The 23,329-nt window shown below is 53.9% G+C and carries 18 protein-coding genes; 9 read left to right on the top strand and 9 right to left on the bottom strand.

Annotation, left to right across the window (positions count from 1 at the left end; genetic code table 11):
• Positions 1-22: 22 nt before the first annotated feature.
• Together ACZ51B_RS04505 and ACZ51B_RS04500 are read left to right on the top strand one after the other, a co-directional pair.
• A complete protein-coding gene (locus ACZ51B_RS04505; protein ID WP_464296042.1) occupies positions 23-1,576 on the top strand; it encodes a M60 family metallopeptidase in 1,554 nt (517 codons plus the stop codon).
• Positions 1,577-2,009: 433 nt separating this feature from the next.
• Positions 2,010-2,501 carry a peptidylprolyl isomerase gene (locus ACZ51B_RS04500; protein WP_464297167.1) on the top strand — a complete coding sequence of 164 codons (492 nt, stop codon included), beginning with the start codon at positions 2,010-2,012 and terminating at the stop codon, positions 2,499-2,501.
• Between the two features lie 208 nt (positions 2,502-2,709).
• Here ACZ51B_RS04500 and ACZ51B_RS04495 read toward each other — a convergent pair whose 3' ends face one another.
• Positions 2,710-3,492, bottom strand: coding sequence for a class I SAM-dependent methyltransferase (locus tag ACZ51B_RS04495; RefSeq protein ID WP_464296041.1), 783 nt, complete (start codon positions 3,490-3,492; stop codon positions 2,710-2,712).
• Between the two features lie 276 nt (positions 3,493-3,768).
• Here ACZ51B_RS04495 and ACZ51B_RS04490 point away from each other — a divergent pair, with 276 nt between their 5' ends.
• Both ACZ51B_RS04490 and ACZ51B_RS04485 read left to right on the top strand, forming a co-directional pair.
• On the top strand, positions 3,769-4,482 hold the full coding sequence (locus ACZ51B_RS04490) for a polysaccharide deacetylase family protein (RefSeq protein ID WP_464296040.1): 714 nt from the start codon (positions 3,769-3,771) through the stop codon (positions 4,480-4,482).
• The gene (locus tag ACZ51B_RS04485; RefSeq protein WP_464296039.1) at positions 4,461-5,984 is read left to right on the top strand and encodes a diguanylate cyclase; all 1,524 of its coding nucleotides are present in this window, start codon (positions 4,461-4,463) and stop codon (positions 5,982-5,984) included. The genes ACZ51B_RS04490 and ACZ51B_RS04485 overlap by 22 nt, the downstream gene beginning before the upstream one ends.
• Here ACZ51B_RS04485 and ACZ51B_RS04480 read toward each other — a convergent pair.
• Positions 5,981-6,418: an NUDIX hydrolase gene (locus ACZ51B_RS04480; RefSeq protein ID WP_464296038.1), complete on the bottom strand. Its 438-nt coding sequence runs from the start codon at positions 6,416-6,418 to the stop codon at positions 5,981-5,983. The two genes, ACZ51B_RS04485 and ACZ51B_RS04480, sit on opposite strands and share 4 nt — an antisense overlap.
• Positions 6,418-6,882, bottom strand: coding sequence for a hypothetical protein (locus tag ACZ51B_RS04475; protein WP_464296037.1), 465 nt, complete (start codon positions 6,880-6,882; stop codon positions 6,418-6,420). The genes ACZ51B_RS04480 and ACZ51B_RS04475 overlap by 1 nt, the downstream gene beginning before the upstream one ends.
• A 160-nt stretch (positions 6,883-7,042) precedes the next feature.
• Here ACZ51B_RS04475 and ACZ51B_RS04470 point away from each other — a divergent pair, with 160 nt between their 5' ends.
• Positions 7,043-7,573 carry a P-loop NTPase family protein gene (locus tag ACZ51B_RS04470; RefSeq protein WP_464296036.1) on the top strand — a complete coding sequence of 177 codons (531 nt, stop codon included), beginning with the start codon at positions 7,043-7,045 and terminating at the stop codon, positions 7,571-7,573.
• Here the strand turns inward: ACZ51B_RS04470 and ACZ51B_RS04465 are convergent.
• The gene (locus tag ACZ51B_RS04465) at positions 7,556-8,338 is read right to left on the bottom strand and encodes a helix-turn-helix domain-containing protein (RefSeq protein ID WP_464296035.1); all 783 of its coding nucleotides are present in this window, start codon (positions 8,336-8,338) and stop codon (positions 7,556-7,558) included. The genes ACZ51B_RS04470 and ACZ51B_RS04465 overlap by 18 nt on opposite strands.
• A 512-nt stretch (positions 8,339-8,850) precedes the next feature.
• Between ACZ51B_RS04465 and ACZ51B_RS04460 the strand changes: the two genes are divergently transcribed.
• A complete protein-coding gene (locus ACZ51B_RS04460) occupies positions 8,851-9,534 on the top strand; it encodes a DUF695 domain-containing protein (protein ID WP_464296034.1) in 684 nt (227 codons plus the stop codon).
• On the opposite strand, the gene ACZ51B_RS04455 is transcribed toward ACZ51B_RS04460, so the two are convergent.
• Positions 9,512-10,462, bottom strand: a complete 951-nt coding sequence (locus ACZ51B_RS04455) for a DUF2330 domain-containing protein (RefSeq protein WP_464296033.1) — start codon at positions 10,460-10,462, stop codon at positions 9,512-9,514. The two genes, ACZ51B_RS04460 and ACZ51B_RS04455, sit on opposite strands and share 23 nt — an antisense overlap.
• Before the next feature lie 136 nt (positions 10,463-10,598).
• Positions 10,599-10,997, bottom strand: coding sequence for a DUF4259 domain-containing protein (locus tag ACZ51B_RS04450; protein ID WP_464296032.1), 399 nt, complete (start codon positions 10,995-10,997; stop codon positions 10,599-10,601).
• Between the two features lie 550 nt (positions 10,998-11,547).
• Here ACZ51B_RS04450 and ACZ51B_RS04445 point away from each other — a divergent pair.
• A complete protein-coding gene (locus tag ACZ51B_RS04445) occupies positions 11,548-12,582 on the top strand; it encodes an IS110 family RNA-guided transposase (RefSeq protein WP_464294522.1) in 1,035 nt (344 codons plus the stop codon).
• A gap of 793 nt (positions 12,583-13,375) precedes the next feature.
• Here the strand turns inward: ACZ51B_RS04445 and ACZ51B_RS04440 are convergent.
• From ACZ51B_RS04440 to ACZ51B_RS04430, 3 genes are read right to left on the bottom strand one after another with little or no spacing between them, the layout of a single operon-like run.
• Positions 13,376-14,104 carry a VanW family protein gene (locus tag ACZ51B_RS04440; RefSeq protein ID WP_464296031.1) on the bottom strand — a complete coding sequence of 243 codons (729 nt, stop codon included), beginning with the start codon at positions 14,102-14,104 and terminating at the stop codon, positions 13,376-13,378.
• Positions 14,101-18,810, bottom strand: a complete 4,710-nt coding sequence (locus ACZ51B_RS04435) for an alpha-2-macroglobulin family protein (RefSeq protein ID WP_464296030.1) — start codon at positions 18,808-18,810, stop codon at positions 14,101-14,103. Before ACZ51B_RS04435 ends, ACZ51B_RS04440 begins: the two co-directional genes overlap by 4 nt.
• Positions 18,807-20,201: a hypothetical protein gene (locus ACZ51B_RS04430; protein WP_464296029.1), complete on the bottom strand. Its 1,395-nt coding sequence runs from the start codon at positions 20,199-20,201 to the stop codon at positions 18,807-18,809. The genes ACZ51B_RS04435 and ACZ51B_RS04430 overlap by 4 nt, the downstream gene beginning before the upstream one ends.
• Positions 20,202-20,513: 312 nt before the next feature.
• Between ACZ51B_RS04430 and ACZ51B_RS04425 the strand changes: the two genes are divergently transcribed.
• The gene (locus tag ACZ51B_RS04425) at positions 20,514-21,578 is read left to right on the top strand and encodes a LacI family DNA-binding transcriptional regulator (protein ID WP_464296028.1); all 1,065 of its coding nucleotides are present in this window, start codon (positions 20,514-20,516) and stop codon (positions 21,576-21,578) included.
• A 31-nt stretch (positions 21,579-21,609) separates the two neighbouring features.
• Complete coding sequence (locus ACZ51B_RS04420) at positions 21,610-23,325, top strand: hypothetical protein (protein ID WP_464296027.1); 1,716 nt, start codon at positions 21,610-21,612, stop codon at positions 23,323-23,325.
• Positions 23,326-23,329: the final 4 nt, after the last annotated feature.

Genomic DNA, 23,329 nt, shown 5'->3' with positions numbered 1-23,329 from the left:
GGCTGATCGATCGGAAACCGTTATGACACTCCTTGCACTAAGTCTCGCAGCTGTTCTTTCTCAGACGCCGTCGCCGGAGAGCGAGGCTCTCAACACCTTGGTGAAGTTTCAGAAGCATGAAGTTTCGCTTTCTAAGGAGCAGGTGGGTGCTGCTTTGAAGGTGGTTTTGAATGCTATTCAGAACACGAATACGAGTGAGTCTTTTATTCAGCGGGCGCGGGCTGTTGCTTTGGAGAACACGGCTGGGTTTTTGATTGGGTCTAAGAGCCCTGCGGTTGAGTCTCAGCCGTTTACTCAGATTCGGGCGATTCTTGAGTTGCGGGAGCTTCAGGTTCGGGCGGTGGATGATCAGCCGACTCATCCGAGTGTGGTGAATTTTCCTGGGGTTGTTTCGACGACTGCGGAGCGGGTGACGGAGAAGGTTTTGGTGGACACTCGGGTGCCCAATTGGCATAGCACGGGGTTGTATGCGGCGCCTGGGGAAGTGATTACTTTGAACGTGCCTGCGGCTGTTGTGGGCAAGAAGTTCACGTTCCGCATTGGGTGTCACATTGACGACATCCAGGGGATTGATCGGTGGACTCGGTTTCCTGGGGACCTGACGAAGACGGTGGAGATTACGAAGTCGAGTACTCGGTTGGCGTGTGCTTTTGGCGGTCCGGTCTATGTAGAGGTTCCTGAAAATTCCAAGTTGGGGACTGTTCCGTTTTCTATTCAGGGGGCGGTGAAGGCTCCGATCTATGTGAAGGGGAGGACCAGCTTGGCGCAGTGGAAGGTGATTCGGAATGCGCCTGGTCCTTGGGCGGAGATTGGGTCGGACAAGTTGGTTTTGAGTGTTCCTTCTAAGTTGGTTCGGAACTTGGACAACCCGGACAAGCTGATGGATTTTTGGGATGAGATGATGGACCATCAGGCGGATCTGTATGCCATCTCGCGGACGCGTCGTTATCCGGAGCGGTTTGTGATGGATGAGGAGATCAGTGCGGGGTACATGCACTCGGGGTATCCGATCATGATGCATCTGGATGTTGAGCAGAACATTGTGGATGTGAAGAAGCTTCGGGAGCCGAAGGCGGCGGTTTGGGGTTACTACCACGAGATGGGTCATAACCATCAGGATTTGGACCAGGGGGCTTGGACGTTTGATGGGTGTGGGGAAGTGACGAACAACTTGGCCTCTTTGTACTGTCAGGAGAAGTTGAACCACGATCCGGGGCACCCGGCGATTGCGGAGCGGAAGAAGAACATTCAGAAGTACATGGCCGCTGGGGCTAAGTTTGAGGCTTGGAAGGACGATCCATTTTTGGCGCTTTCAATGTTTCAGCAGTTGCAGGAGGCGTTTGGTTGGGATGCGTTTAAGAAGTTCTTCAAGGGGTATCACGAGACGAAGGCGGCTGACCTGCCGAAGACGGATGATGAGAAGCGGGATCAGTGGATGATTCGGTTTTCGAAGCAGGTTCATCGGAATTTGGGGCCGTTCTTCCAGACGTGGGGGGTGCCGACTTCGGATGCTGCTCGGAAGTCGATTGCGGGGCTGCCCGTGTGGATGCCGGAAGATTTGAAGCCTCGGAATTGAGGTTGGGAACCTTTAGGGTTTGATCTGCGTTGGGTCCTGGTAATCCTGTTGGGAAGAAACGATTTGGGACATTGCGCAGATCCGTCTGTTTACGTGTCATAAAAGAACCATGAAGTCCGCACTCTACATTCTCGCTCTGGCCATCGTGGGCTGTGCGTCTAACGATGCTCCTTCCAGCACTTCTTCGGCGGATACGTCGGCGAAGACGCCTGTTGCCTCGAACACTCCTCCTGCTGATAAGCCGGTGACATCCACTGCTACAACTTCGGCAACTCCAACTGGTGCTACGACCGCGCCTGCCCCTACCTCTGCTCCGGCACCGCAGGATAAGAAGGCGGCGGACGGTAGCGTGTTCAACGAGGACGGGAAGATTGACAAGGGACTTCCTAAGACAGCGGGATATGGTGCTCGGTTGCCGAAGGATGGCGATCCGATTGCGATCATCAACACGAACAAGGGGCGTATCGTTCTAAAATTCTTCCCGACGAAGGCTCCTAACCACGTGAAGAACTTCCTGACCCTCGCCGGCAAGAAGTTTTATGATGGGACTCGCTTCCACCGGGTGATTCCTGGATTTATGATTCAGGGCGGCGATCCTAATACGAAGAGCAAGGATCATTCCGGTTGGGGAATGGGCGGACCTGGTTACAACGTGAAGGCCGAGTTTAACGACGTGCTTCACCAGCCTGGAATTTTGAGCATGGCTCGAACGGGTGATCCTAATGGTGCGGGTAGCCAGTTCTTCATCATGCACGGCCGGGCTGAGTCGCTTGACAATCAGTATTCGGTTTTCGGTGAGGTCATCGAGGGCATGGATGTTGTGAACAAGATTGTGACGGCTCCTCGCGATGAGCGGGATGCACCTTTGGAAGATGTGATTGTTTCCAAGGTTGAGGTCACGAAGTGGCCTGTTAAGCTGAAGTAAGTCGGTAACTGATTGAGAAATGGGCGGGCGTTTTGCCCGCCCATTTTTGTGTTTGATGGATGCTTTTGTCTCACATGCTGGCGGTCAGTCGTTTCAATAGTTTTTGATTCAGGAGTCTACGGTGAGTTCCTTTTGAACCTGTGAACAACACTCTTGAAGCCTGTTTCGCATGGGCTTGTATCGTTCTTTGCAAGCACGGGACACTATCTTAAGGAGCAGGAGGCATTGATCCCGTCTTTCGCATCACGAAGATCGCTTCTAACCCGGTCTTAGACATGATTTCGAACTCGAAAGGAAAACCTAACTCAAGGTGGGTTCGGGTTAGCATCTCCAACATCTCGATCTGTGTCCACACGTGGAAGTGAATGTCGTCCTGGTTGGCGTGCATCCTTACGGCGGTCTCCTCGATCTTGTCCTCTTCGATCCCCTCAAGAACGTTGCGAGCGAAGTCTCGGTAGTGGTCGAGGTCACCCCAGTCGGAGCCTTCCTGATAGTCGCGGAGAACGTGGGCAAAGGGCGTAATTTCTCGCTTCACATCGAACGTAAAGCGCTTGTCGGGCAAGGTAAGGAAAAGCACTCCGCCGACTTTCAAAACGCGGAGCAAACTATGCAGTGCTCGAATCGGGTTCCGCGAGTGCTCTACCACATGGTTGGCGATGGCGTAGTCCTGACTCTCATCCGCAATCCCCTCCAAAGTCTCGATCTGCGCAACGATGTCTACCGGAAAGCTCACATTCGCCAGCTCCGGATACCGCTCACGGAGCATCTCAACAGAGAGACAGTCCACATACTTGGTCTGACAACCGCTAGGGACTTCGAGCGGCCAATTCAAAGCACCCACCTCAATCCCCTGACCACGAACAAAGATCTGGCTCAGCGGCCCACGGGTGAGATTTGTTCGACCAGCCAGGACTGCAATACCTTTTGCTCGCAAGCTTCGGGATCGGTCCTTCAACCCCTCCGGTAGCAATCGCTTGAGTAGTTTTTTCATTCCAGCAGATTATGATCCTTTGCTTCGGACCAAATACTCGGATAGAGCAACTTCAACTCTCTCACAACTCGTATTGACGACGAGCCTTGTGTCGCTTCATGCAAGTACAGCCCAAGAACGATAGCCCCAAATGGGGCGCTCCGTCTCAGCGAAGGGCAAGCGAAAGCGCCGCCCTGGTACTCAATTTCCAGTTCATCCAAACACCAATACCAACAATCCTATCCGACGTCAAACGCGCCAGAGCCATCCATTACCGGGTATTCATAAGCAACACCTTTGAGCCTAACACTTCTTCTCCTCATCGCGACCAGCGTTCCTGCCCGCAAAACGCCCATCCTCACCTACCACGACATGCTTACCAAGCGTGACGGCAACTCACTATGGTTCGATTGCACGGTCAAAGAGTTCGAATCACAGCTCGACTGGCTCGCTGCCCACGGAGCCCAGTTCGTCTCGCTCAGCCAGATCGAGGCGTATGTTCGGTATAAGAAACCACTCCCGCCTAAGGCGATTGCCATCACGTTCGCCGATAACTATCTTGGCTTCAGTTCGCTGGCCTATCCTGTTTTGAAACGGCGCCGTATCCCCGCGGCGATGTTTGTACACACGGGATTCGTCGGTTCTTCGGTAGGACGCCCAAAGATGAACTGGAGCCAACTCAAAGCTCTCGACCGAGAAGGTCTCGTAACCATAGCCAGCCAGACCGTCACCCACGTGGCAGACCTAAGATTAGTATCAGACGCCTCCATCAAAGAAGAATTTGTCCGCTCAAAATTCGATTTAGAACGTCACCTAGGACACCCGGTGCGCTACTTGGCGTACCCCAACGGTAAATTCGACAAGAGAAGCGAGAAACTCGCAAAACAGGCAGGATACGTACTGGCGTTCAGCGAAGTTCAGGCTCCAATCGAACGTTCCTCCAGCCCCTTTTCGATCAATCGATATGTGCATACCAAGTGGAAGAAGGCATGGCACGATGCCTACCGCTGACGCCATATCAAGAACGAAGAAATAGTTGCCGAGAATTAGGAATGCGTGGGCAGCGCGTTCCAGATATGGACTTACTCGCATCAACTGCAACTGGACCGAAAGTATTAATCGTGGAGGATGATCCCGTATCAGCTCTCCTGGTTCAGCGGATGTTTGTGTCCCAGGGAATACCCGTCCATACCGCAGTCAACGGAAACGAAGCCCTCGAACTCTATCGACGCCACGGCTATCGCCTCGTCGTCTCCGACTGGATGATGCCAGAAATGGACGGGGTCAACCTTTGTCGAGAGTTTCGCAAACTGAATGGCAACTACGTCTACTTTATCCTCTGTAGCGCCAAAGGAGAGCGAGCCGATCGGCTGGAAGCGTTTGAAGCAGGCGTCGATGACTTCCTTAGCAAACCTCTGGACAGAGAGGAGTTGTTCTCCAGAATCAAAGTCGCACGCAGAATCTTGCGCAACGAGATGGAGCTCAACGAGCAGAAAGAGCAGCTCGAACGAAACGCTCAGCTTCTGCAAGATACCAACGAAAGCCTTAAAGTGGCTTCTCGCAGGTTTGAAGAACTCTTTAACGGTTTGCCCGTAGCCTGTTTCACCTTTGATGAAGAAGGCTTGATCCACGAGTGGAACAACGCCGCGCACGACGTCTTTGGGATCGACGGTCACGAGGCGTTCCAAGAACCGATCTGGGAGGTGTTCAATGCGAACAGCTCAACCCTTTGGGACTCTAATCGGGTCAATCAGATCTTTGAGCACGGTTACGAGCCGAATTTCGATTGGACCTACGATTTGCCCGATGGCCGACGCCGCTACCTAGCGTGCAGCGTCATCTGCCTCAAAGGCCGTAACGGCCTGGCAGTGGGCGCGGTCTGCGCCAACATTGATGTCACCGAGCGCAAACTGGCTGAGCAGACCGTTCGCGAGTTCGCAGTCAAACTCGAGCAACAGCAGGGCGTGCTTCAGGAGGCAAACCGCAAGCTGAACCACCTGGCAGTCACAGATGGACTCACCGGCCTTTGGAACCACAGGAGGTTCCAAGAGATGCTAGAAGACGCGATGCAGGAGGCACAGCAACGACCTGCGCCGGCCAACCTGTTCTCACTAATCCTCCTCGACATCGATCATTTCAAGAAGTTCAACGACGAGTTTGGACATCAGGTGGGTGACGATGTGCTCATCAAGTTTGCTGCAACTCTCAAGGAGACTTCGCGTTCCAGCGAGTTCCCTGCGCGCTATGGTGGAGAAGAGTTTGCGATCATCCTGGAAGGCTGCAACAAGACTCAGGCCATCCATGCCGCCGAACGGTTCCGAGAAGCCATCTACGGCAAGGAATGGAAACACCGGCAGGTCTCTGCAAGCTTAGGAGTCGCCACGTGGGATGGAGTAGGCGTCACAGGTAAAGAGCTTATTGCACGCGCGGATGCTGCACTTTATCACTCGAAACAGACAGGGCGCAACCGTGTTTCCCACTGGGACGAAGTTCCAGATAAAGCTGCGGCCTAAGCCTGAGACTCAGCTAGCATGTTGAGTGCGCTTCCCACAAGGTCAACAGTGAGCAGACTCTTTACAGCTTCAAGTGGGAACCACTCGCAGCGATCTGTTGTCCCTTCCGTCTCATAAACAAGCTCACCACCCGTGATCGTTGCTTTGTAGACAAACCGGATGTTGTGCATGTGGCAGTGAGTGAATGGGAACACGATTGAGTCAAACCCGAGGAACTCCCCGACCTCAACCTCAAGGCCAGTCTCTTCTCGAACTTCGCGCTTCACTGTCTGTGTTGGGTGCTCACCAAAATCGATACCACCGCCTGGCAACGTCCATGCCCGCTTGCCGGGATCTTGGTTTACGAGACGGCACAACAGGATCTTGCCCTCTTCAATCAGCAAGGCATAGCTGCTGGTGCGCTGGAACCTTCGAACTTCAGAGTGAGATGCCATTACGGTGCTGCCAATTGCTGAACAGAACCGATAGCGCTTACGAACGGAACGACATTTCCAGAAGTGTCTTTCGCTAGTACCAGGGCAGTGTAGGTGCGAACCTGGTGAAGGCTGTTATCCGGAATGTTGACGGAGTACGAATACTGATCGGTGCTTGTGTTGTGGCTCATCAACTTGGCTCCGCCAGTGATTGAGTGTCCGCTTTCGTCTTGAACATCGATCGTCACCGTAGAAGAGTCCACGTTGTAGAGAGTGTTGAACGTGATTTTTGAGGTCATCACAGCCGCGGGCGACCCACTGACTGGGACCGGAGGCGTGAGGGTTGTTCCGCTAGAGTTTGTAGCTACAACTGAACTGCTGAGGACCACGTCAAAAGTGAGATTGGAGCCTCCACCACCACACCCAACCAGCGCCAAGCTTGAAAGGACCGACACTAGCAAGAGCAATGCATAGAGGAGTTTCACGTTTAAAATGTACCATTTAACATTGTCATAACCGGCCCCCTTCATCAGAAACTCACCAACATTGCAGCATCAACCGGTATTGCACCAGACTCGTTCGATTCCGAGGACACACACACTACTCAGGCTCTTCTTACATCACGTTTCTCGTGTATAAACGCTTATGCCTGAAGTCGGTCGATACATAGCGGTGATTGGATCCCCTGGTTCGGGGAAGTCGTATGCTGCCAGGCTCCTCGCGAGGCGGTTTGATCTTCACTATGTGAACATTGACGAGCTTCACTGGCTGCCCAATTGGACTGACCGGCCAGCGGAAGAAAAGAGGGAACTCCTTAAGACTGAACTTCAGCACCCGGGTTGGGTGATCGATGGGTTTACGAGCAATCTCCGACCGATGATGGAGGCTGAACTGGATACGGTCATTTGGCTTGACCTCTCGATGCAGTTCGTCATACCAGCCCTTATCGTGAGAACCATTCGTCGATGTATCACGAAGGAACTTGTATGTAATGGCAACATCGAACGGTTCTGGGTTCAGTTCCATCCTCGGGAATCGCTTTGGGTATTTGCCGTTCGGACATTCAAGAGTCGGCGGGAGGACTATGCCGACTACCTCCGGCGGAACCCACACTTGACTGTTCATCGACTTCGAACTCGAAGGCAGGTCAATGCGTTTTTAGCGTCTTTGAAGTAGCTGTTGAAGGGCTCGGGGGGATTGGCCGGTGTAGGTTCGGATCAGCTTGTTGAACTGGTGCAGGTCTGAAACTCCGCAGGAAGCGGCTACCGACTTGATGGTTCGGCCTCTTTCGGCGAGGAGCTTTCGTGCAAGTTCTACGCGCTGTTCTCGTATATATTCCTGGATGGTGCAGCCGTGTTCTTCTCGGAAAAGGGTCAGAAGATGGGTGTGGCTGATCTGGAGGGTGTGGGTGAGTTCACCGATGCGGATGTCGTCTGAGAGGTGCTGGCGGATCCAATCTTCGGCATCGTAGATGATGTCGGCTTTTCGGAAGTCAGCAGCGGGTTTAGATATAGACCACAAAAGATTTGTGAGAAACGCGATTGCTCGCGTGGTGGAGAAGCTCAGAAGGTCCATGCTGTCGACCATTTCTTTGCGCCTGAGATCCTCAAATTCTAATAGGTGGGATAATGCTGGAAGTGTTACCGCTGGACCGGTTGAACTCAATTTGAAGCGGGCATAGTAGCAGAGGGTGCCTGTCCCAACGCGGTTGAATTCGCACTTGGTTCCTGGACCGATGAGGCCTATTGAACCTGGTTCGTAAGCATGAGGGAGATTCTTAAGGAACATCGTTCCCGAGTGGTCGAAGAGGAACAGGAGCCAGCTATCTGGCTCTTGAGTGAACTTGCGCTGCTGTTCCACCAAGTGGTAGTGCCCCATTTGAACATAGCTCTCAAGTCCTCCAAGGTGCGCTCGGTACAGTTTGGGTGAGACGTCTTTCATGTTAAGAAATCGTGTAAGTTTCTGAAAATACAGACCACTTACTGTGAATAGAGACAAGTTAAACTTGACGAAGTTTATCATAAATGCTGATAAACTCCCATTGTTGTTTGAGGTTTGGTGAACGCAGATAGGTCCCCGATTCGGGAGATGTTCGTTGTTTGTTCTTTTCGCGTTCTGTAACTTGGTGGTTGCGTTTACCAGCCTGATGTTTGTTTAAAGGTGCCATTTCCTAACCGAAATTGGGTTTATATCCGCGGGAGTTTCGCTTGGGGAGAGCGTGCTCCCTTTTCTCTTTTTCAGTACTAAAATTTGGTGTTTTTTAGCCTTTTTTTGCCAAAAAACGCTCGTTTTCTCGCCGTTTTTCGAAGTAAATGATCAGGCGAGCAACGGCTCCATCACGAACCAAAGGCCTCTCACCTTTCGTCTATCATCTCTGGTCATTGACCTTCTGGTTATCGAACATGAGTGGCAGATACGAAAGATTTTCGCGTAATGAAGGGCCGTTTCGAGTGATGCTTCTCAAGCAAATCCTGGAGGACGTCCCAAACCCTGACCTCCCGTATCTGGTGACAGCACGATGGGATTACGAACCGGAACAGCAAGGGTTTCCATCGTCTGAAGATTACGGCGCTGCTCAGAAGATTGAAGACTATCTCACTGAGAAATGGGCACCTAGTGTTGGAGCTGTTTATGCTGGACACCTTTTTGGGGCAGGGCGGCAGGAGTCCTATTTCTATGTTCCCAAAGCTCTTGATGGACCTGTTCAAGTGAAGTTGAGTGTGTTCAAGAAGATTTCCCTTCCGTTAGATTGTCACCTAGATTCAAATTGGAAGACCTATACAGATACGTTGACTCCGACCCCGTTTGAAGCGCGCGCGGCTTCAAATGAGCTTCTGCTGATGAAGCTTAAGTCTCACGGAGACAAGGCAGAGATTCCCCGCAAGGTGGATTTCAACGCCTATTTCCCTTCTGCGGAGGCTAGGGCCAAGTTCCATGAGGCAATTTTGGAGCGAGGCTTTACGTTGGGTTCATCGGGGGACGATTCGCCCGGGGCGCTTCCTTTTCGTTGTGAGTTTCACTACCAGACGGCAATCGATATAGACGTGATCCTCCAGCTCACCGAGTGGCTTTGGGAGGTTGCTGATGGGTTGGGTGGCGAGTACGACGGATGGGCTACGCCGGTTGTGCGGGGGTGACGGTGCGGGCGAGTTTGGTGGAGACGTATGCTCCTCCACCTACGAGTCCTAGGACGACAAGGATGAGGCCAATCGATCCTTTGTCCTCTTGGAAGTAGAGATCGTCTTTCGCGTTATCGATGAAGGGAGCCTCGTAGTGGGTGAGGGTGGCATTCTTTGGGATGTCAGCTGCGTCCAGCTTGAGAAAGCGGGCTAGGTCATTTGTGGATTGGGAATCTAGCTTGCCCTCCCATAGAGGTTCTCTCCAAGAGGTGGAGTTGCCGATTGTTGCAGACATATGATCTGCGGAGATGAAGTAGAGCGAGAGTTGGGGGGCAAATCTTCCGCCGAGGTTCTCTTTGGGAACGTAATAGGGGTTGAATGGCTTTTCGGTTTTGAAGGTCATCCTAATGACGCCGGTTTGAGCTGCCTTCTTTTGCTGGATGACTTTGAATGCGGTTAGGTACCAGTGCTTCTTCACGTAGAAGCTGAGCCATTTCTCGATTCCTGGTTTGACTTGGTAATGGTTCTCGTTGAGCCAGTCGGTGAGGGCATGTGAGTCCGATGCAAGGAGCGTGGTTGCTCGGTAGCCGGCCACATCGACGATCTGAATGACATGGACTCCTGCGTCCCGTTTTGAGGCGGACTTGGTCCCGGCTTCGTCGGCTTTGACTGTGAGTGGACTCAGGTTTGACAGGAGACTGAACGCAGCTTGATCGACCTTTACAAGGGTTGGTTTGGAGGGTGTGGGTGCGATGAAGCCGAGGTCGGGGCCGTTTGTGTCGAATTGGGCGTTTCGTACGAAGTGTTCGATGCCCTTTTCGGCGTCCCAGATGACGATGTTCTGTTGTTGGCTAAAGTTGACCTTCTGGGAGTCTCGCCCCACCCCACAGCAGCCAAGCCCCACAGCACTCGCAAACATCGCCGAAGCCATCGCAATTCCCTTCATTTGGTGATTAGAGATGATGTTAGGCGATTTCGTTCAACCTGTTTCTGCGATGGGGCTTTTGGTCGTGATTATGGTTGCATCTGCCGCCTTAAGCCCAAGATGTTGGATTCAAAATTGGATGAGGCGGCAGTGGTTTTTAGGCTAAGCGGGATAAGAGATCGTCGAGCGACGCGTTCCATTTGTCGGACTCATCCGACTCGGCCCAAAGCTCTTGGAGTTCTGAGTTCGTTTGGATTCTCTTGATTGCGGCCGTGGCGGTTGGTAGAAGTGATGCAGGGTTTCCGGACTGATGTTTCTTCAGCCACTCAGAAGCGATGTCAGGCAGGTTCTCGCGAGGTTTGCCGTTGAGAGCGGCAACGATTTCTGCTGCCGCGATGGCAGACTCACAATCGGGTGCTTCCAGGTAGTCGTCGCCTATCTCGGTGATAAGTTTGAGTGTTGAGGCTAAGATTGACGAGTCAGGTGATGCCTCTAGCTCGTACAGCCAGTCTGCGGCACTGTCGTTTTCGAAGGGTCCGAAATCCCAAGTTCCCATAGTTGACATTAATGTTGGTATGTTGTGACAAGAATTTAAGCTTGGTTTTGAGATTTCAGTTGGTGTCTTAATAAAGGGTCAGTTTCCGAGCCACTCCATTGACGATTGGGGTTTATGGGAGTTGCGGTTAACGAGATTGGACGCTTTCATCGTCCCCGGGGATATGAGTTTCAGGACCATTCTTTTGCTTTCGGCAGTCCAAGGGGACGGAGGTTAGTTCATTTGTTTACCTAGGTTTGGGGGTTGTTCTTTTTAAAGGAAGGGACAGTTTCGTTCCCGCCCTGGTGCTGCATTCGCAGCACCCCACCCATGGTTTTAAAGCTGCGCTTCGCTTCGACCTGGGCTTGTATCTTAGATAGAGACTTATTTGACCGGCTCAATGCGCGGACCTGGGCTTGAGGCGTTGTCCTCGGATAATAGGGAGCGCTCGGTCAATAGGTCGCCAGGGTCCTCGAACAGCGTCTCGAAGATATCCACGAAGGGAACTTCATCGCATTTACAAGCCAGAGGTCCGGCGACCGTCTAAGAATACATCTGGAAGAGGGCTGAAGTGGAAGGGTTTGTTGGGATTGATGTTTCTAAGAAGAGTTTGGACGCCGCGTTTTTGAGTGGTACTAGTGGCAGGATGGCGACTCGCAAGTTCTTGAACAGTGTGCAAGGGTTTCGAGAGCTTCTTGGCTGGTGCTTAGAGAAAGCGGAAGCTTCACAGATTCATTTCTGTATGGAATCGACAGGAACGTATGGACTGGGTCTTGCCCGTTTTTTGTCTGAAGCGGGTCTTTGCGTGAGCTGTGAGAACCCAAGGGTCATTCAGCACTTTGCGATTGGAGCGAGGATTCAAAACAAGACGGATCGATCCGACTCAAGAGCGATTGCTCGCTACGCTCAGATGATGAAGCCAAAGCTCTGGGATCCAGATCCAGAGGTGTACGACACGATGACGATGCTTCTTCGGCGTGCAGATGACCTGGAGAAGCTTGCTTTGCAAGAGAGGAACAGACTTGAGAGTGACGCCGTTCGCGGGGCTATCAAGGATTCCATCAAGCGCATGGTTCAGGTTTTAGAAGAAGAGAGGTTCAGAGTCTTGACCGATATTGAGGACCTCATCGCTGCGGATGCAGGCATGCAAGCCATGGTGGTGGCTCTTGTTGCAGAACCAGGAGTTGGAGAGCTTACTGCCATACGGATCCTGAGCCATCTGCGCTGGAACTACAAGACCTACCAGAGCGCTCAACAAGCAAGCGCCGCAGCTGGACTGAACCCAGTGAAGAAGGAATCTGGCACCTGGAAAGGAAGAACCAAGATCTCAAAACAAGGTCCAAGTAGCGTAAGAGGCAACCTGCATATGTCTGCTCTTGCGGGAGTGAAGCACAATGCGGTTCTTGGAGCTTTCTACGAAAGACTCATCAGCAGAGGTCTTCCCAAACTTGCAGCCATTACGGCTTGCTGCCGCAAGCTCATCATGCTCTGCTACGGCATCTTGAAGCGGCACCAGAAAGGAATACCACCCACCTACTCAGGAACAAAACAGCGGTACACCACACTCTTTGGAAAGCAAAGGAAGTTCATACCATTGACAAGCTAAGACAGCGTCTGATATAGGTCGCTCCTTCAGAGCTTTTCGGACGTTGATTGCGGGGTTGGTCGTTGGTTTGGTAGGTTGATTTAGTGAGGGCGGGATCGTGACGTTTACCAATCACGTGCTGCATTCGCAGTACGCCATGCTTGATGTTGGGATTGTGTTTCCGTCCAGGCTTAAGTTTGCCGATCTTCGCTTTGGATGTGGATTAGGATCAGGATTGTCCTCTTGTGCCATACCCGTATGAAGTTAATTTGCCGAATGGGCCGCTGGATGAATGCTGTGATTTGGTAAGCAGCCGGACTCTCCTATCCCCACCTTTCCTCTCGGGGACGAAAGGAAAGGGGCCGGAGGTTAGTTCATCTGTTTGTTTACCTAGATTTGGGGGTTGTTCTTTTTAAAGGAAGGGACAGTTTCGTTCCCGCCCTGGTGCTGCATTCGCAGCACCCCACCCCTGGCTTTAAGCTGCGCTTTGCTCCGACCTGGGCTTATATAGGTCGCTCGTTCAGAGCTATCCGGACGTGATTTGTTGAGTATGCGGTTAGACCGCAGGTTGTGATTTTTTGAGGTCGGGACAGTTTCGTTCCCGTCCGGGTGCTTCTTTCTCCGCAGCCCCTGGTGTTAAGCTGCGCTTTCCCTGGCCTGTGCTTCGCTTCGACTTGGGCTTATATAGGTCGCTCCTTCAGAGCTTTTCGGACCTTGCATCGGGGCCTTCGTGGCGATTTGGGGAGCAGCCGGATTCTTCTATGACTGCCTTTTCTCTTGGGGGTGAAAGGAAAGGAGTCGGAGGGTTCTGGGGTTAGCGGTATTGGATTACTCGGTTCATGGCTGGGTAGGTGTCTTCGGAGATGAGTTCTTTGGTTTGGCCTTGGGTTCGGTAGACGGCTACTTGGCAGCCTAGTTTGCCGGTGTTTCTGACTCTGGCGGCGTTGGAGGGGTGGCCTATGGTGTAGGTGGCGGGGGTTAGGGTTTCTTTTACTTCTTGGGTTACGGTGGGGCGGTTTTCTAGTTCTTGGGGGCCTAAGAGTTCGATTCGGATGGCTTGTTCGTCGATTCTTGCCCGGATTCTTACGGGGTAGGAGTGTGGGTTTTTGAAGCGGAGGTCGATATTGCTGAAGGCTACGGCTGCGTCTCGGCCGGGTGGGACGTAGGAGGGGCAGAAGCGGTGGCGGTTGCGTTCTACGATGGTCATGCCGGAGAGTAGGGCGGCGTTGTAGAGGGTGGTGGAGGCTTGGCAGACGCCTCCTCCCCAGTCGTCTATGAGTTGGCCGTTGTAGCTGACGGGGGCTCTTTTGAAGCCCCTGTCGCGTGAGAAGGTGCCTACTTTCTGGTTGAAAGAGAACACTTGATTGGGTTTGATGACGGCTCCGTTTAGCCTGAGGATGGCTAGGCGGGCGTTGTGGCGTTGGTTGGCAGTTCTGCCTTCTAGGGGTGTGGCGTAGCCTGCTAGGACGGATTCTTTGGGGAGGGCCATGAAGGCCCCCACTCCGCCGGAGATGAGAAGAGCTGCTAGGAGCAGGCGCTTCACTTGGTCACCTCTAGCTTGTTTTCGCCACCGTAGGAGACGACGTTTGGATCGTACATGTTTTCTATGTGGGTGGGCATGGCATGGGAGATGCCTGAGCTTTCTGCACGGAGCGTGTATGCGATCTTGTAGTCGCCTTTTGGTAGGGAGTTCGCGAAGAACGAGATTCGGTCATCTCGGATCACGGTTTGGGACCACCACCAGTTCCAGGTGCCATCTTCGCCGGGATCGTCGCGCTCGGTGATTCGGCAGTTGCTTGGGATGGGGTCTTCGATGAGGATGTAGCGGTCGTTGCTCTTGGCGTGGATGGTGATTTCGCACCGGATGATGTCTCCGGACACGGCTTGCTCGATGGGTCTTGTGGAAGGCAGTAGGCGGAGGTTTCCGTCTTCTGTTCGCTGTGCTTTGAGCAGGTAGTAGTGCCTTTCGACGTTGAGGTCGTTGTTGCTCACGATCTGGGGCAGTTTGTCTTGGGCGTTGTACTGTTTGAGGTCGGCGCTGTAGTAGGAGGTTCCTGAGCCGGTCTTTTGCAGCTCTACGGTGTTGTCGCCTGGTTGCAGGTCGGTGATGGGGAACTCCAGTTTCAAGTCGGGCTTGAGGAGGGTGTTCTTATCGATCCGGACTGTCTTGGCGGATTTGCCGTTGATGCGGATGGTGAGTTCCGAATCGGCAATTGACTGGGGAACCGAGTCGAGGTACTTGGTGAGTCCGGAGATGGTGAGGGCTGTTGCTCTTGTGGAGTACCAGCCTTCTGGACCTCGTTTCTTCATGAGATACCGGACGATCTTGGGGACGATGGGGTCGTTGGGTGTGCATGTGGCGAAGGCGAGGAGGGACAAGGATGTGTCTTCTTCGCCGTACCACCAGTCTCCTCTGGATGGCCAGGATGCGATTTCTCCACCTTTGGCGGTGGTGCGGAGTTTCGCGAGCATCGATTCCTCGAACGGTTTGTTGCCGAGTGAGTGGGCAAGGAGGGCGGCTAGGGCGAGTTCTCCTGTGGAAGCTTCCGCTAGCTTTTTGGCGTCGAGTATGGTGGCTGCTTCTTTGTTGTGGCCGTATTCGGAGAGAACGAGGGCCATGTAGAGGCGGTCGACCAGCGTGTCTTTGGGGTTTGGATTGGTGATCCGTTTATTGACCCAGGCGACTGCTTTGGGGACGTTGAGGGCTGCGGGGTGTGGATAGCCTGCATCTCTGGCGCGGAGGATGCCGTCGAGGACCCATGAGGTCATGAAGGCGTCGGTTTCGTCGTACTCCCACCAGCCCCAGCCTCCGTCGGCGTGTTGCATGCGGACGAGGCGGGCGTAGCCGTCTGCGGCGATGCGGGGGACGCGTTTTTCTAGGTCTGGGCGTTCGATCTGCATTCCACGAGTGGTGTGCATGACCTGAACGGCAGGGAGAAATCGGCTTAGTGTTTGTTCGACGCAGCCGTAGGGGAACTTCACTAGGGAGTCTAGTGATTGGACCATTCCGGAGGCGACGGTTGGGCTGATGGCGATGGCGAGTCGGCCGGATGTTTTATCGGCGTTTGCTCCTACGTTGACCGTGAATTTGGCCGAGGTGTTGATCTCGCCCGAATAGGCGGTTGTTTCCAGTCTTGCGTGGGGCTGGACTTGGATCTCTTTCTTGATGCCGTCGCTGTCTCCGCCGTTGATCCAGGCTTTTGCCGTTACTGAGGCTGGGCCTGAGGTGGCGGCGTCGAGATTGAGTTCGACTGTCTGGGGTTGTCCGGTGGGGACGTGGATGACTTTGGGGATGTCGCTTTGGAGTTTGAGGCCGGTGGTGTCTACTTGGACGTTGACGTCGGCATCGCGCCCGGTGTCGTTGGTGACGATCATCGCTACGCGCTGGCTGTCTTGCTGCACCAGGAACTGGGGCAGGTTTAGTTGGATCATGAGGTCTTTGCGGACCCTGATTTTGCCGATGGCCATGCCTGCTGCGCTGTCGTCGGAGGCTCCTACTACGGTTGCTCTCCAGGTGGTGAGGTTATCGGGGAGGGTTACTCGGACGGTTGCGTCGCCTTTTGCGTCGGTGATGACTTGGGGTTCCCAGGCTGCTGTGTCCATGAATTTGGTTCTGACCCGGACGTTGCCGCCACCTTTGTCGCCGCCGTCGAGATAGATCTCGGGGAAGGAGTAGGAGGTTTCGACTTCGTTGTCTTTGCGAGGGAAGAGGCCTTTTTTGATGTCGGTGCCGTCGGGTTTGACGGCGTAGATCGATTCGTCTACGACACCAAGGGAGACTTCTGCGGGGACGGCTAGGCCGTCTTTGTTTGCTGTGTGGATGAGGAACTTGACGCTTTCGCCTGGTTTGGCGATTGGGCGGTCTGGGGTTACGGTGACTTTGAGGTCGCGTTCGAGTCTCTCGACCAGGATCTCTTTGGTGGCCTGGAGGAACTGTTTATCGCGTACGTAGGCAACGCTCACGTATGCGTTGGGGGAGCTGAACTTGGTGACTGGGAGTTGGAACGTGGTGGCTCCTGAGGTGATGGGCACCAGGAGTTTTTGGTAGATCTTGTCTGACTGGACGGTGACGAGGGCGGTGCCTCCTTGCGCGTCGGTCTGGATGATCGCTTTGAGTTGTTCTCCTACTTTGTATTTCTTGCGGTCGATTTTGAGGCTGAATCGGTAGTGTTTCTCCTTTACGCGTGGCATTTCCGAGCCTTCTACCCAGAGGGAATTGTTGGCTCGGATGATCTTGCCTTGGTCATCTTTGGAGGTTGCTTTCAGCACGATTGTGTCGTGTTGATAGATGGGGATGCTTAGGTGTGCGATGCCGTCGGCACCGGTGGTGGCGTTGATGACTTTGGAGGGGATGAACTCCGAAGTGTTGTTCGTCCACTTGTCCCGGCCGAGTGTGAGTTGTACGGGTTGGTTGGGGATCGGTTTGGCGTTTTTGCCATTTGCTTTGGCGACGACATCGACTTTGGCGGTGTCGCCTACTGCGACGATGTATTGATCTAGGTTGATGCTGAGGTTGAAGTTGCCTCGGTTGACGCGGACGTCGGCGTTTCCGGAGACCGTTTTCTGGCTTTGGTCGCTGACGTAGGCGGAGATGGAGTAGTTGTAGTCGGTTGCGAGTTCGTCATCCTCGTCGTCGTTTTTGCCGCGTGTTGGGAACTCGATGATGGCTTGGCCGTTTGCGTCGGTGGTTGTTTCGATTTCGTTGTTGTAGTCGCCGCCTCGGTAGCTGCTGAACTCAGAGTCTTCGTCATCTGCGTCTTCGCCTTGCCACCAGATGGGGCTTCGGTAGATGCTGACATTGACTTTGGCTCCGGCAACTGGGCCGCCGAAGTAGTACTGGCAGTTGAGGGTTGCTTTTGCTTTGTCGCCCATCACGTACGAGTCCTTGTTGGGCTTGATGGTGATGCTGAAGTCTGGTTTTCGGTAGGCGGCTAGGTTCACGAAGTAGTGGTCGGTGAGACCGCCTACTGTGCTGGTGATGGTGTAGACGCCGGGCTTGGCTTCGGGACTGGTGGTGAATTGACCGATGAAGCTGCCGTGTTTGGAGAGCGGGGCGGTGGAGGTGCTGACCAGGTTTTTGTCTGGGTCGCGGATCTCGATGTGTGCGACTTCCGGTTTGGGGAGTTCGTATTCGATTCCTTTGAGTTTTCTTACGATGCTCTTGAAGTGGACGAGGTCGCCTGGGCGGTAGACGGGGCGGTCGGTATACGTGAAGATTCTTCCGCCATCGGATGCTGAGGTGCTGTCTTCTTCATCTCCGTCTCCTTCTCCCTCGTTGTGGGAACGGATGTACATGCCGCAGATGGCGGTGGATTTACCGAGCGTGGCGGCTACGACAGCTTGCTCTCCGTTTGGTTTGATCCTAACGGTGATGAGGCCATCTTTGTCGGTGGTCCCGCCGTCTGCGAGAGCGGTTTTGTTCTGGGTGAGAACTTTGGCTCCTGGGACGGGTTTGCCTGTGCGGATGTCGGTGACGTAGCAGAGGGATTCTTTGCTGTTGGACTTGGTGACCAGGGCGATTTGGGTGATGTTGAGGTAGCTGCGGGCGATTTTGGCGCCGGCTTTGCACTCGATGTAGTAGAGCCCTTCTTCAAGCTCTGGGATCTGTAGGGGCTCGATGAAGGCACCTTCGCCATCTTTGGTTTTGATCTTTGTGAGGGATCGTTTGAAGAGCTTGGCGAAGCTTCCAATTTTTGTATTGGCGTCGCTATCGGATGCGTAGGCGAGCGGCTCCATTGCTTGTTGGATGCCGCCTTTCTTGGCGATGCCGTCGAGGTCTAACTTGTATACGTCTACGGCTAGGGAGTCTTGTGGGACGAAGCCGTGGACTTCGATGACTGGTTTCTCATCGGGCGTGTAGACCTTTTGGCTTGTGTAGAGCTTGAGGTAGGGCTCGTTGGGGGAGAGGCGGACGTCTAGCTCGGTTTCTTTTCCTTCTGTTACGGTGATGGAGGTTTTTTGGAGTGAGTGCTCTTTGGCGGAGGCGTCTAGTCGGTAGGTGCCTGCGGGGAGGTTTCGGATGCGGAAGTTTCCTTCGCTATCTGTGGTGCAGTAGCGGGAGGTTTTTTCTTCGTCTTGGAGTCCGTCGACTCGGATGAGGGAGACGAGGGCGCGTGCGAGCGGGCGCTTGTTCTCCTCCATGACGACTTTGCCTTTGACGTAGCCGAGGGGTACCTCTTTGGCGATACCGAACGTGAGGAATGCTCCTGCGAGGAGGACGGCGATGAATAAGCTCAGAAACCGGCTCATTGGGGCTCCGTGGCGATTTGTGGGTTGGTGGTTCGGGATTTGAGTCCGAGGGCGAAGATTCCTGCGGCAAGGATTGCGACGACTACGGCGGTTTTGATGAGCCAGCTGACTTTGTCGTCGCGGGTCATGTCGGGGATGTTGGACATCCAGCTGTAGCCGGTGTAGGTGATGCCTGCGACGCCTGCTGCAATTGGGAGGAGAGCGACGGGGCGGTTGGGGCGGATGCCGTGGAGGATGGTGCAGAAGCCTAGGCCTGCGATGAATCCTACGGTGCCTTTGGCATCGAGGATGAGCGAGAGGATCATGGGAACGATGGCGAGGAGCGCGACCCAGAGGACCGATCCGGTTTGGCCTTTGGTGTTGGGGCGCTCGTTGAGCCACTCATAGGGGATGAGGGGGAGGAGTGCACCTGCGGCGAAGCCGACCATGGTGTAGTGCTGGCCGATGTCGAGTGCTCGGGACGCATCGGGGTGCATCTGGTGGAAGACTCGGTAGAGGACGATGCTGAGGAGTGGGCCGACGGTGAGAATGGCTCGGCGGTTATCGACTACCACGAAGAATGCGGTGGCGATGCCGAGAGCGAGGGCCGTTCCGAAGCCGCGCGCTAGTCCGAAACAGATGGTGCCGAGTCCGATCCAGATGAAGGCTGAGAGGGTTAGTCTCATGGGTTCTGGGGCTTCGGTGTTGGGCATGACCCAGTTGAGGACGAGGGCTGAGCCTACTCCGAGGGCCATGCAGACCCAGGTGGTGGAGACGAAGAGGTATCGGTTGCCTATGGCGTAGGCGAGGCCGGTCATGAGGATCGCTAGAAGGACTGGGGACAGAGGCTCGAACTTCTTGCCTGACTTCTGAATCAGTCCGACGACGATTCCTAGGAGGGCTGCGCCTAGGGCGATGACGACTCCTACGTGAGAGTAGCTTTGGCTGTTGGAGCTATAGCGTCCGAGGATGGTGATGCAGGCGACTATTCCGGCGACCGTACCGGAGAGGCATGCGCCTGGGTTATTGCATAAGGAGATGACGGAGAGGAGGACTCCGATCATGAGAGCCGTTTGCGATGGGCGGGTGCTGGCGTCTGGGAGCCAGAGCAGGAGGGCGGGTCCGGTTGCTCCGATGGCAACTGAGGCGGGACCGATTCCGTCTTTGGGGAGGAATGCGCCGATGAGCGGGATGATGGCTCCCGCGAGTAGCCCCAAAGCGAGGGGCATGTGTTCTTGTTCAGAACCGAATTTCCACGTGAGGCCGATGCTCACCGCGAGCAGGAGGCCAGTGCAGGCGAATGGAGTAAACCCCGGGTTAGCGGTACGTTCTGAGGGGTTCGACGATGACCGAAAGAGAAACACCGCGAGCGCGGCGAGAACAAAACCAACGAGTGGTAGCAGTATGGTCATATAGGTCCGTTTACTAACCCGCCCAGTGCGTGGCGGCTTATGGACAGGTTATCAATCCTGTGACGCGCCAGCAACGATTTAGTTAGTACATTTTTTATATTTTTTCAAAAAAAGTTTAGTGGGTATTTGCGATAGTCGAGGGACACTGAATAACGACCCTAAAAGGGAGTATTTGAATGTTTTGCTCCTGGTGGGGTGAGTGGGGTGATTGGCTTGAGTTTCAGACATTCGATGTTGATTTATGTGACTTATTCGTGTAAAGTTGGATGCGATAAAGCGTTTTATCAATCGGGTCTTTTCTTCGAGTAGATCATGGGAGTTACCATTCGCGATGTGGCCAACTTGGCCGGCACTTCGTTGTCTGCCGTTTCGGCGACCCTCAATGGCAACCGCCACAGCACGATTCGAGTGAGTGAGGCGACTCGTGAACGCATTTACGAGGCTGCTACTCAGCTGGGTTATGTGAGTAATCCGATTGCCAAGAGCTTGGCGACTGGGAAGACGGCTGTTCTTGGGTTGATGCTTCCTTATGCGGATGCGTTTCTTGATCGGAATCCGTTCTCCAATTTGGTGATGAGCGGGATCATGAAGGAGGTGGTCAAGAGTCGCTACAACCTCATGCTTTACACGGCCACCAGTGGTATTTCGTATGATGAGGCGGCTCAGCTTATTGATTCTCGTGTTGAGGGGATTTTGTTGGTGATGCCTCCTGAGGGGAGTGCCGTTTTTGAGAAGTGCCATCGGCGCGGGTTGCCTTATGTATCGATTTTGCGTCCGCCGATTGATGGTGGGTGGACGGTTAACGCAGACGACTACGCGGGTGGTCGGATTGCCGCTGAGCATTTATTGAGTTTGGGGCATCGGCGGATTGCTCATTTGGTGGGGCATCGCGAGGTGATGACGGCTGCGCCTCGGAGACGCGGGTTTTTGGATGCGATGGCGGACGCAGGTGTTGAGGTTCCTCGGCACTATTTGATTCCTTCTGGGTTTAGTCACCGCGAGGGAAAGGAGTCGATTCAGAAGTTTATTGGGCGGTATCGCGATGACATGCCCACTGCTTTGTTTGCTTGCAATGATATGTGTGCAGATGGGGCGATTCAGGGGCTGTTTGAAGCGGGATTTGCCGTGCCGGATGACGTGGCGATTGTTGGGTTTGACGACACTTGGTATTCCACGATGGTTCAGCCTTCGCTTACTAGTGTGAGTATTCCGATTGAGGAGATGGGGCGGTTGGCTACGCGGATGTTGATTGATCGGCTTCAGGGGAAGGTGCCTGCTGATTTGCAGCCGATGTTGAAGGCTGGGTTGACGGTCCGTGCGTCTTGTGGGGCGTTTCGCCAGCAGTTGATAGAGCATAAAAAGTTCGGCAGCGGCTAGTATTTGAAGTAGGCGCTTGGCGCCTCTGCTCATGATTCTTCTTAGTCTCCTTGTTCAGGCTGTTGCTCTGCAGTCTTCCGTGTTTCGAACGACCACCCAGGGTGGGTTTGCGTCTTTTGTGGATCCAAGTGGGAAGCCGTTTTGGTCCTTTGGCGTTTGTTGTGTGAACGAGGGGACTGCTTGGGCTGATTACGATACGAAGAACCCCTCTTATGCTGCGCATCGACTGTTTCCGACGAGCAAGGAGTGGGTGGCTGATACTCAGTCGAAGCTGAGCAAGTGGGGATTTAACAGCGTTGGTGGGTGGTCTTCTCATGAGCTGTTGAGGCGGCATGGATCCCAGATGCCCTACTTTGTTGTGTTGCATTTGGGGGCTTATGATCAGGCGCCTTGGCATGATCTGTTTTCTCCGAAGATGGAGAAGGCGGTGGATCAGGCTGCGAAGGAGCAGATTGCGAAGTTGGGGGATGATCCGTTGTTGGTGGGCTACTTTACTGATAACGAGCTGGGTTGGTGGGACGACACTTTGTTTAAGACCTACCTGGCGATGCCTATGACGGCTCCTGGGAAGCAGCATTTGATGAAGATGCTGCGGGCGATGTATGGCGGGGACTTTACGAAGCTTGGTGGGGACTGGATTACTGCCTGCCAGAGCTTTGAGGAGTTGGCGGCCAAGCCTGACCTTAAGATTCGGCCGGGTGGGAAGGCGATGCAGTTTTTGAACATGTGGATGGCGAGTGTGGGGAAGCGCTACTACAAGTTGGTGTCGGACACGATTCGCAAGTACGACAAGAAGCGGCTGATTTTGGGTGATCGGTATGCGCAGTACTACACGCCTTATATCGCGATGGCGGCGAAGGATTATGTGGATGTGGTTTCCACGAACTTGGGGGCTGAGTGGAATGACGGGACGGTTAGCAAGTTTTATCTGAAGACTTTGAGCGAGGCGACTGGGAAGCCGGTGTTGGTTTCTGAGTTCTATATGTGTGCCAAGGAGAACCGGAGTGGGAATAAGAACAGCTCGGGTGGGTTTCCGGTGGTTGGGACTCAGGCGGAGCGGGCCGCTGCTTTTAGTCGGTACATGAACAGTGTGGCGAGTCTGCCCAATGTGATTGGCGCTCACTGGTTTCAGTTTTATGATGAGCCTGCTGCGGGACGTGGGGATGGCGAGAACTACAACATGGGGTTGGTGGATACGGCTGGAAAGCCTTATGAGGAGCTGACTTCGGCTGCGGCTGGGGTGGATTTTAAGCGGTTGCGGGCGGAGAATCTGGAAGTGGTGGACGGTGCGGTTATGTTGGCTCCGGCTCACGTGATGGATGGGTTGAAGTCGTGGCCTCGGGAGAGTTGCTTTATTCCTCCGGTTTCTAAGTTGCCGATTGCTGATCTGTATGCGACTTGGGACGAATCGAACTTGTACTTAGGCTTGTACGCGATGGATTTTGTGGATGAGGGGCTTTATGTGGACGGCCGGATTCCTGATGAAGAGCGGTCTTGCTGGACGATTCGTTTGGCGGGGCTTGAGAAGCCTATTGAAGTGCGGTTTGGTGGGAAGAACCGAGCAGCTTCCGTGAGTGGTTCTGGGGTAGAAGTTTCGGAGATTCCAGGGATTAAGCACACGGTGATTGTCAAGATTCCGCGTGCGGGGCTTCAAGAGGGGCAGCAGCTTGCTCTTAAGTCTGAGCTCTTTACTCACAGCCGAGGTGAGAGAGTGCGGTGGGACGGACAGTATTTCCTCGGTAAGTAGCCAA

The organism is Fimbriimonas sp. LA-C6, assembly GCF_055398105.1.
Note: the sequence above shows the minus strand (reverse complement) of the source record. Positions and strands in the feature narration are given on the sequence as shown.

Coding starts and splice junctions, on each gene's coding strand:
- ACZ51B_RS04505 (WP_464296042.1), top strand. CDS start 23: ATGACACTCCTTGCACTAAGTCTCGCAGCTGTTCTTTCTCAGACGCCG.
- ACZ51B_RS04495 (WP_464296041.1), bottom strand. CDS start 3,492: ATGAAAAAACTACTCAAGCGATTGCTACCGGAGGGGTTGAAGGACCGA.
- ACZ51B_RS04485 (WP_464296039.1), top strand. CDS start 4,461: ATGGCACGATGCCTACCGCTGACGCCATATCAAGAACGAAGAAATAGT.
- ACZ51B_RS04480 (WP_464296038.1), bottom strand. CDS start 6,418: ATGGCATCTCACTCTGAAGTTCGAAGGTTCCAGCGCACCAGCAGCTAT.
- ACZ51B_RS04470 (WP_464296036.1), top strand. CDS start 7,043: ATGCCTGAAGTCGGTCGATACATAGCGGTGATTGGATCCCCTGGTTCG.
- ACZ51B_RS04465 (WP_464296035.1), bottom strand. CDS start 8,338: ATGAAAGACGTCTCACCCAAACTGTACCGAGCGCACCTTGGAGGACTT.
- ACZ51B_RS04460 (WP_464296034.1), top strand. CDS start 8,851: ATGCTTCTCAAGCAAATCCTGGAGGACGTCCCAAACCCTGACCTCCCG.
- ACZ51B_RS04455 (WP_464296033.1), bottom strand. CDS start 10,462: ATGAAGGGAATTGCGATGGCTTCGGCGATGTTTGCGAGTGCTGTGGGG.
- ACZ51B_RS04450 (WP_464296032.1), bottom strand. CDS start 10,997: ATGGGAACTTGGGATTTCGGACCCTTCGAAAACGACAGTGCCGCAGAC.
- ACZ51B_RS04435 (WP_464296030.1), bottom strand. CDS start 18,810: ATGAGCCGGTTTCTGAGCTTATTCATCGCCGTCCTCCTCGCAGGAGCA.
- ACZ51B_RS04430 (WP_464296029.1), bottom strand. CDS start 20,201: ATGACCATACTGCTACCACTCGTTGGTTTTGTTCTCGCCGCGCTCGCG.
- ACZ51B_RS04425 (WP_464296028.1), top strand. CDS start 20,514: ATGGGAGTTACCATTCGCGATGTGGCCAACTTGGCCGGCACTTCGTTG.
- ACZ51B_RS04420 (WP_464296027.1), top strand. CDS start 21,610: ATGATTCTTCTTAGTCTCCTTGTTCAGGCTGTTGCTCTGCAGTCTTCC.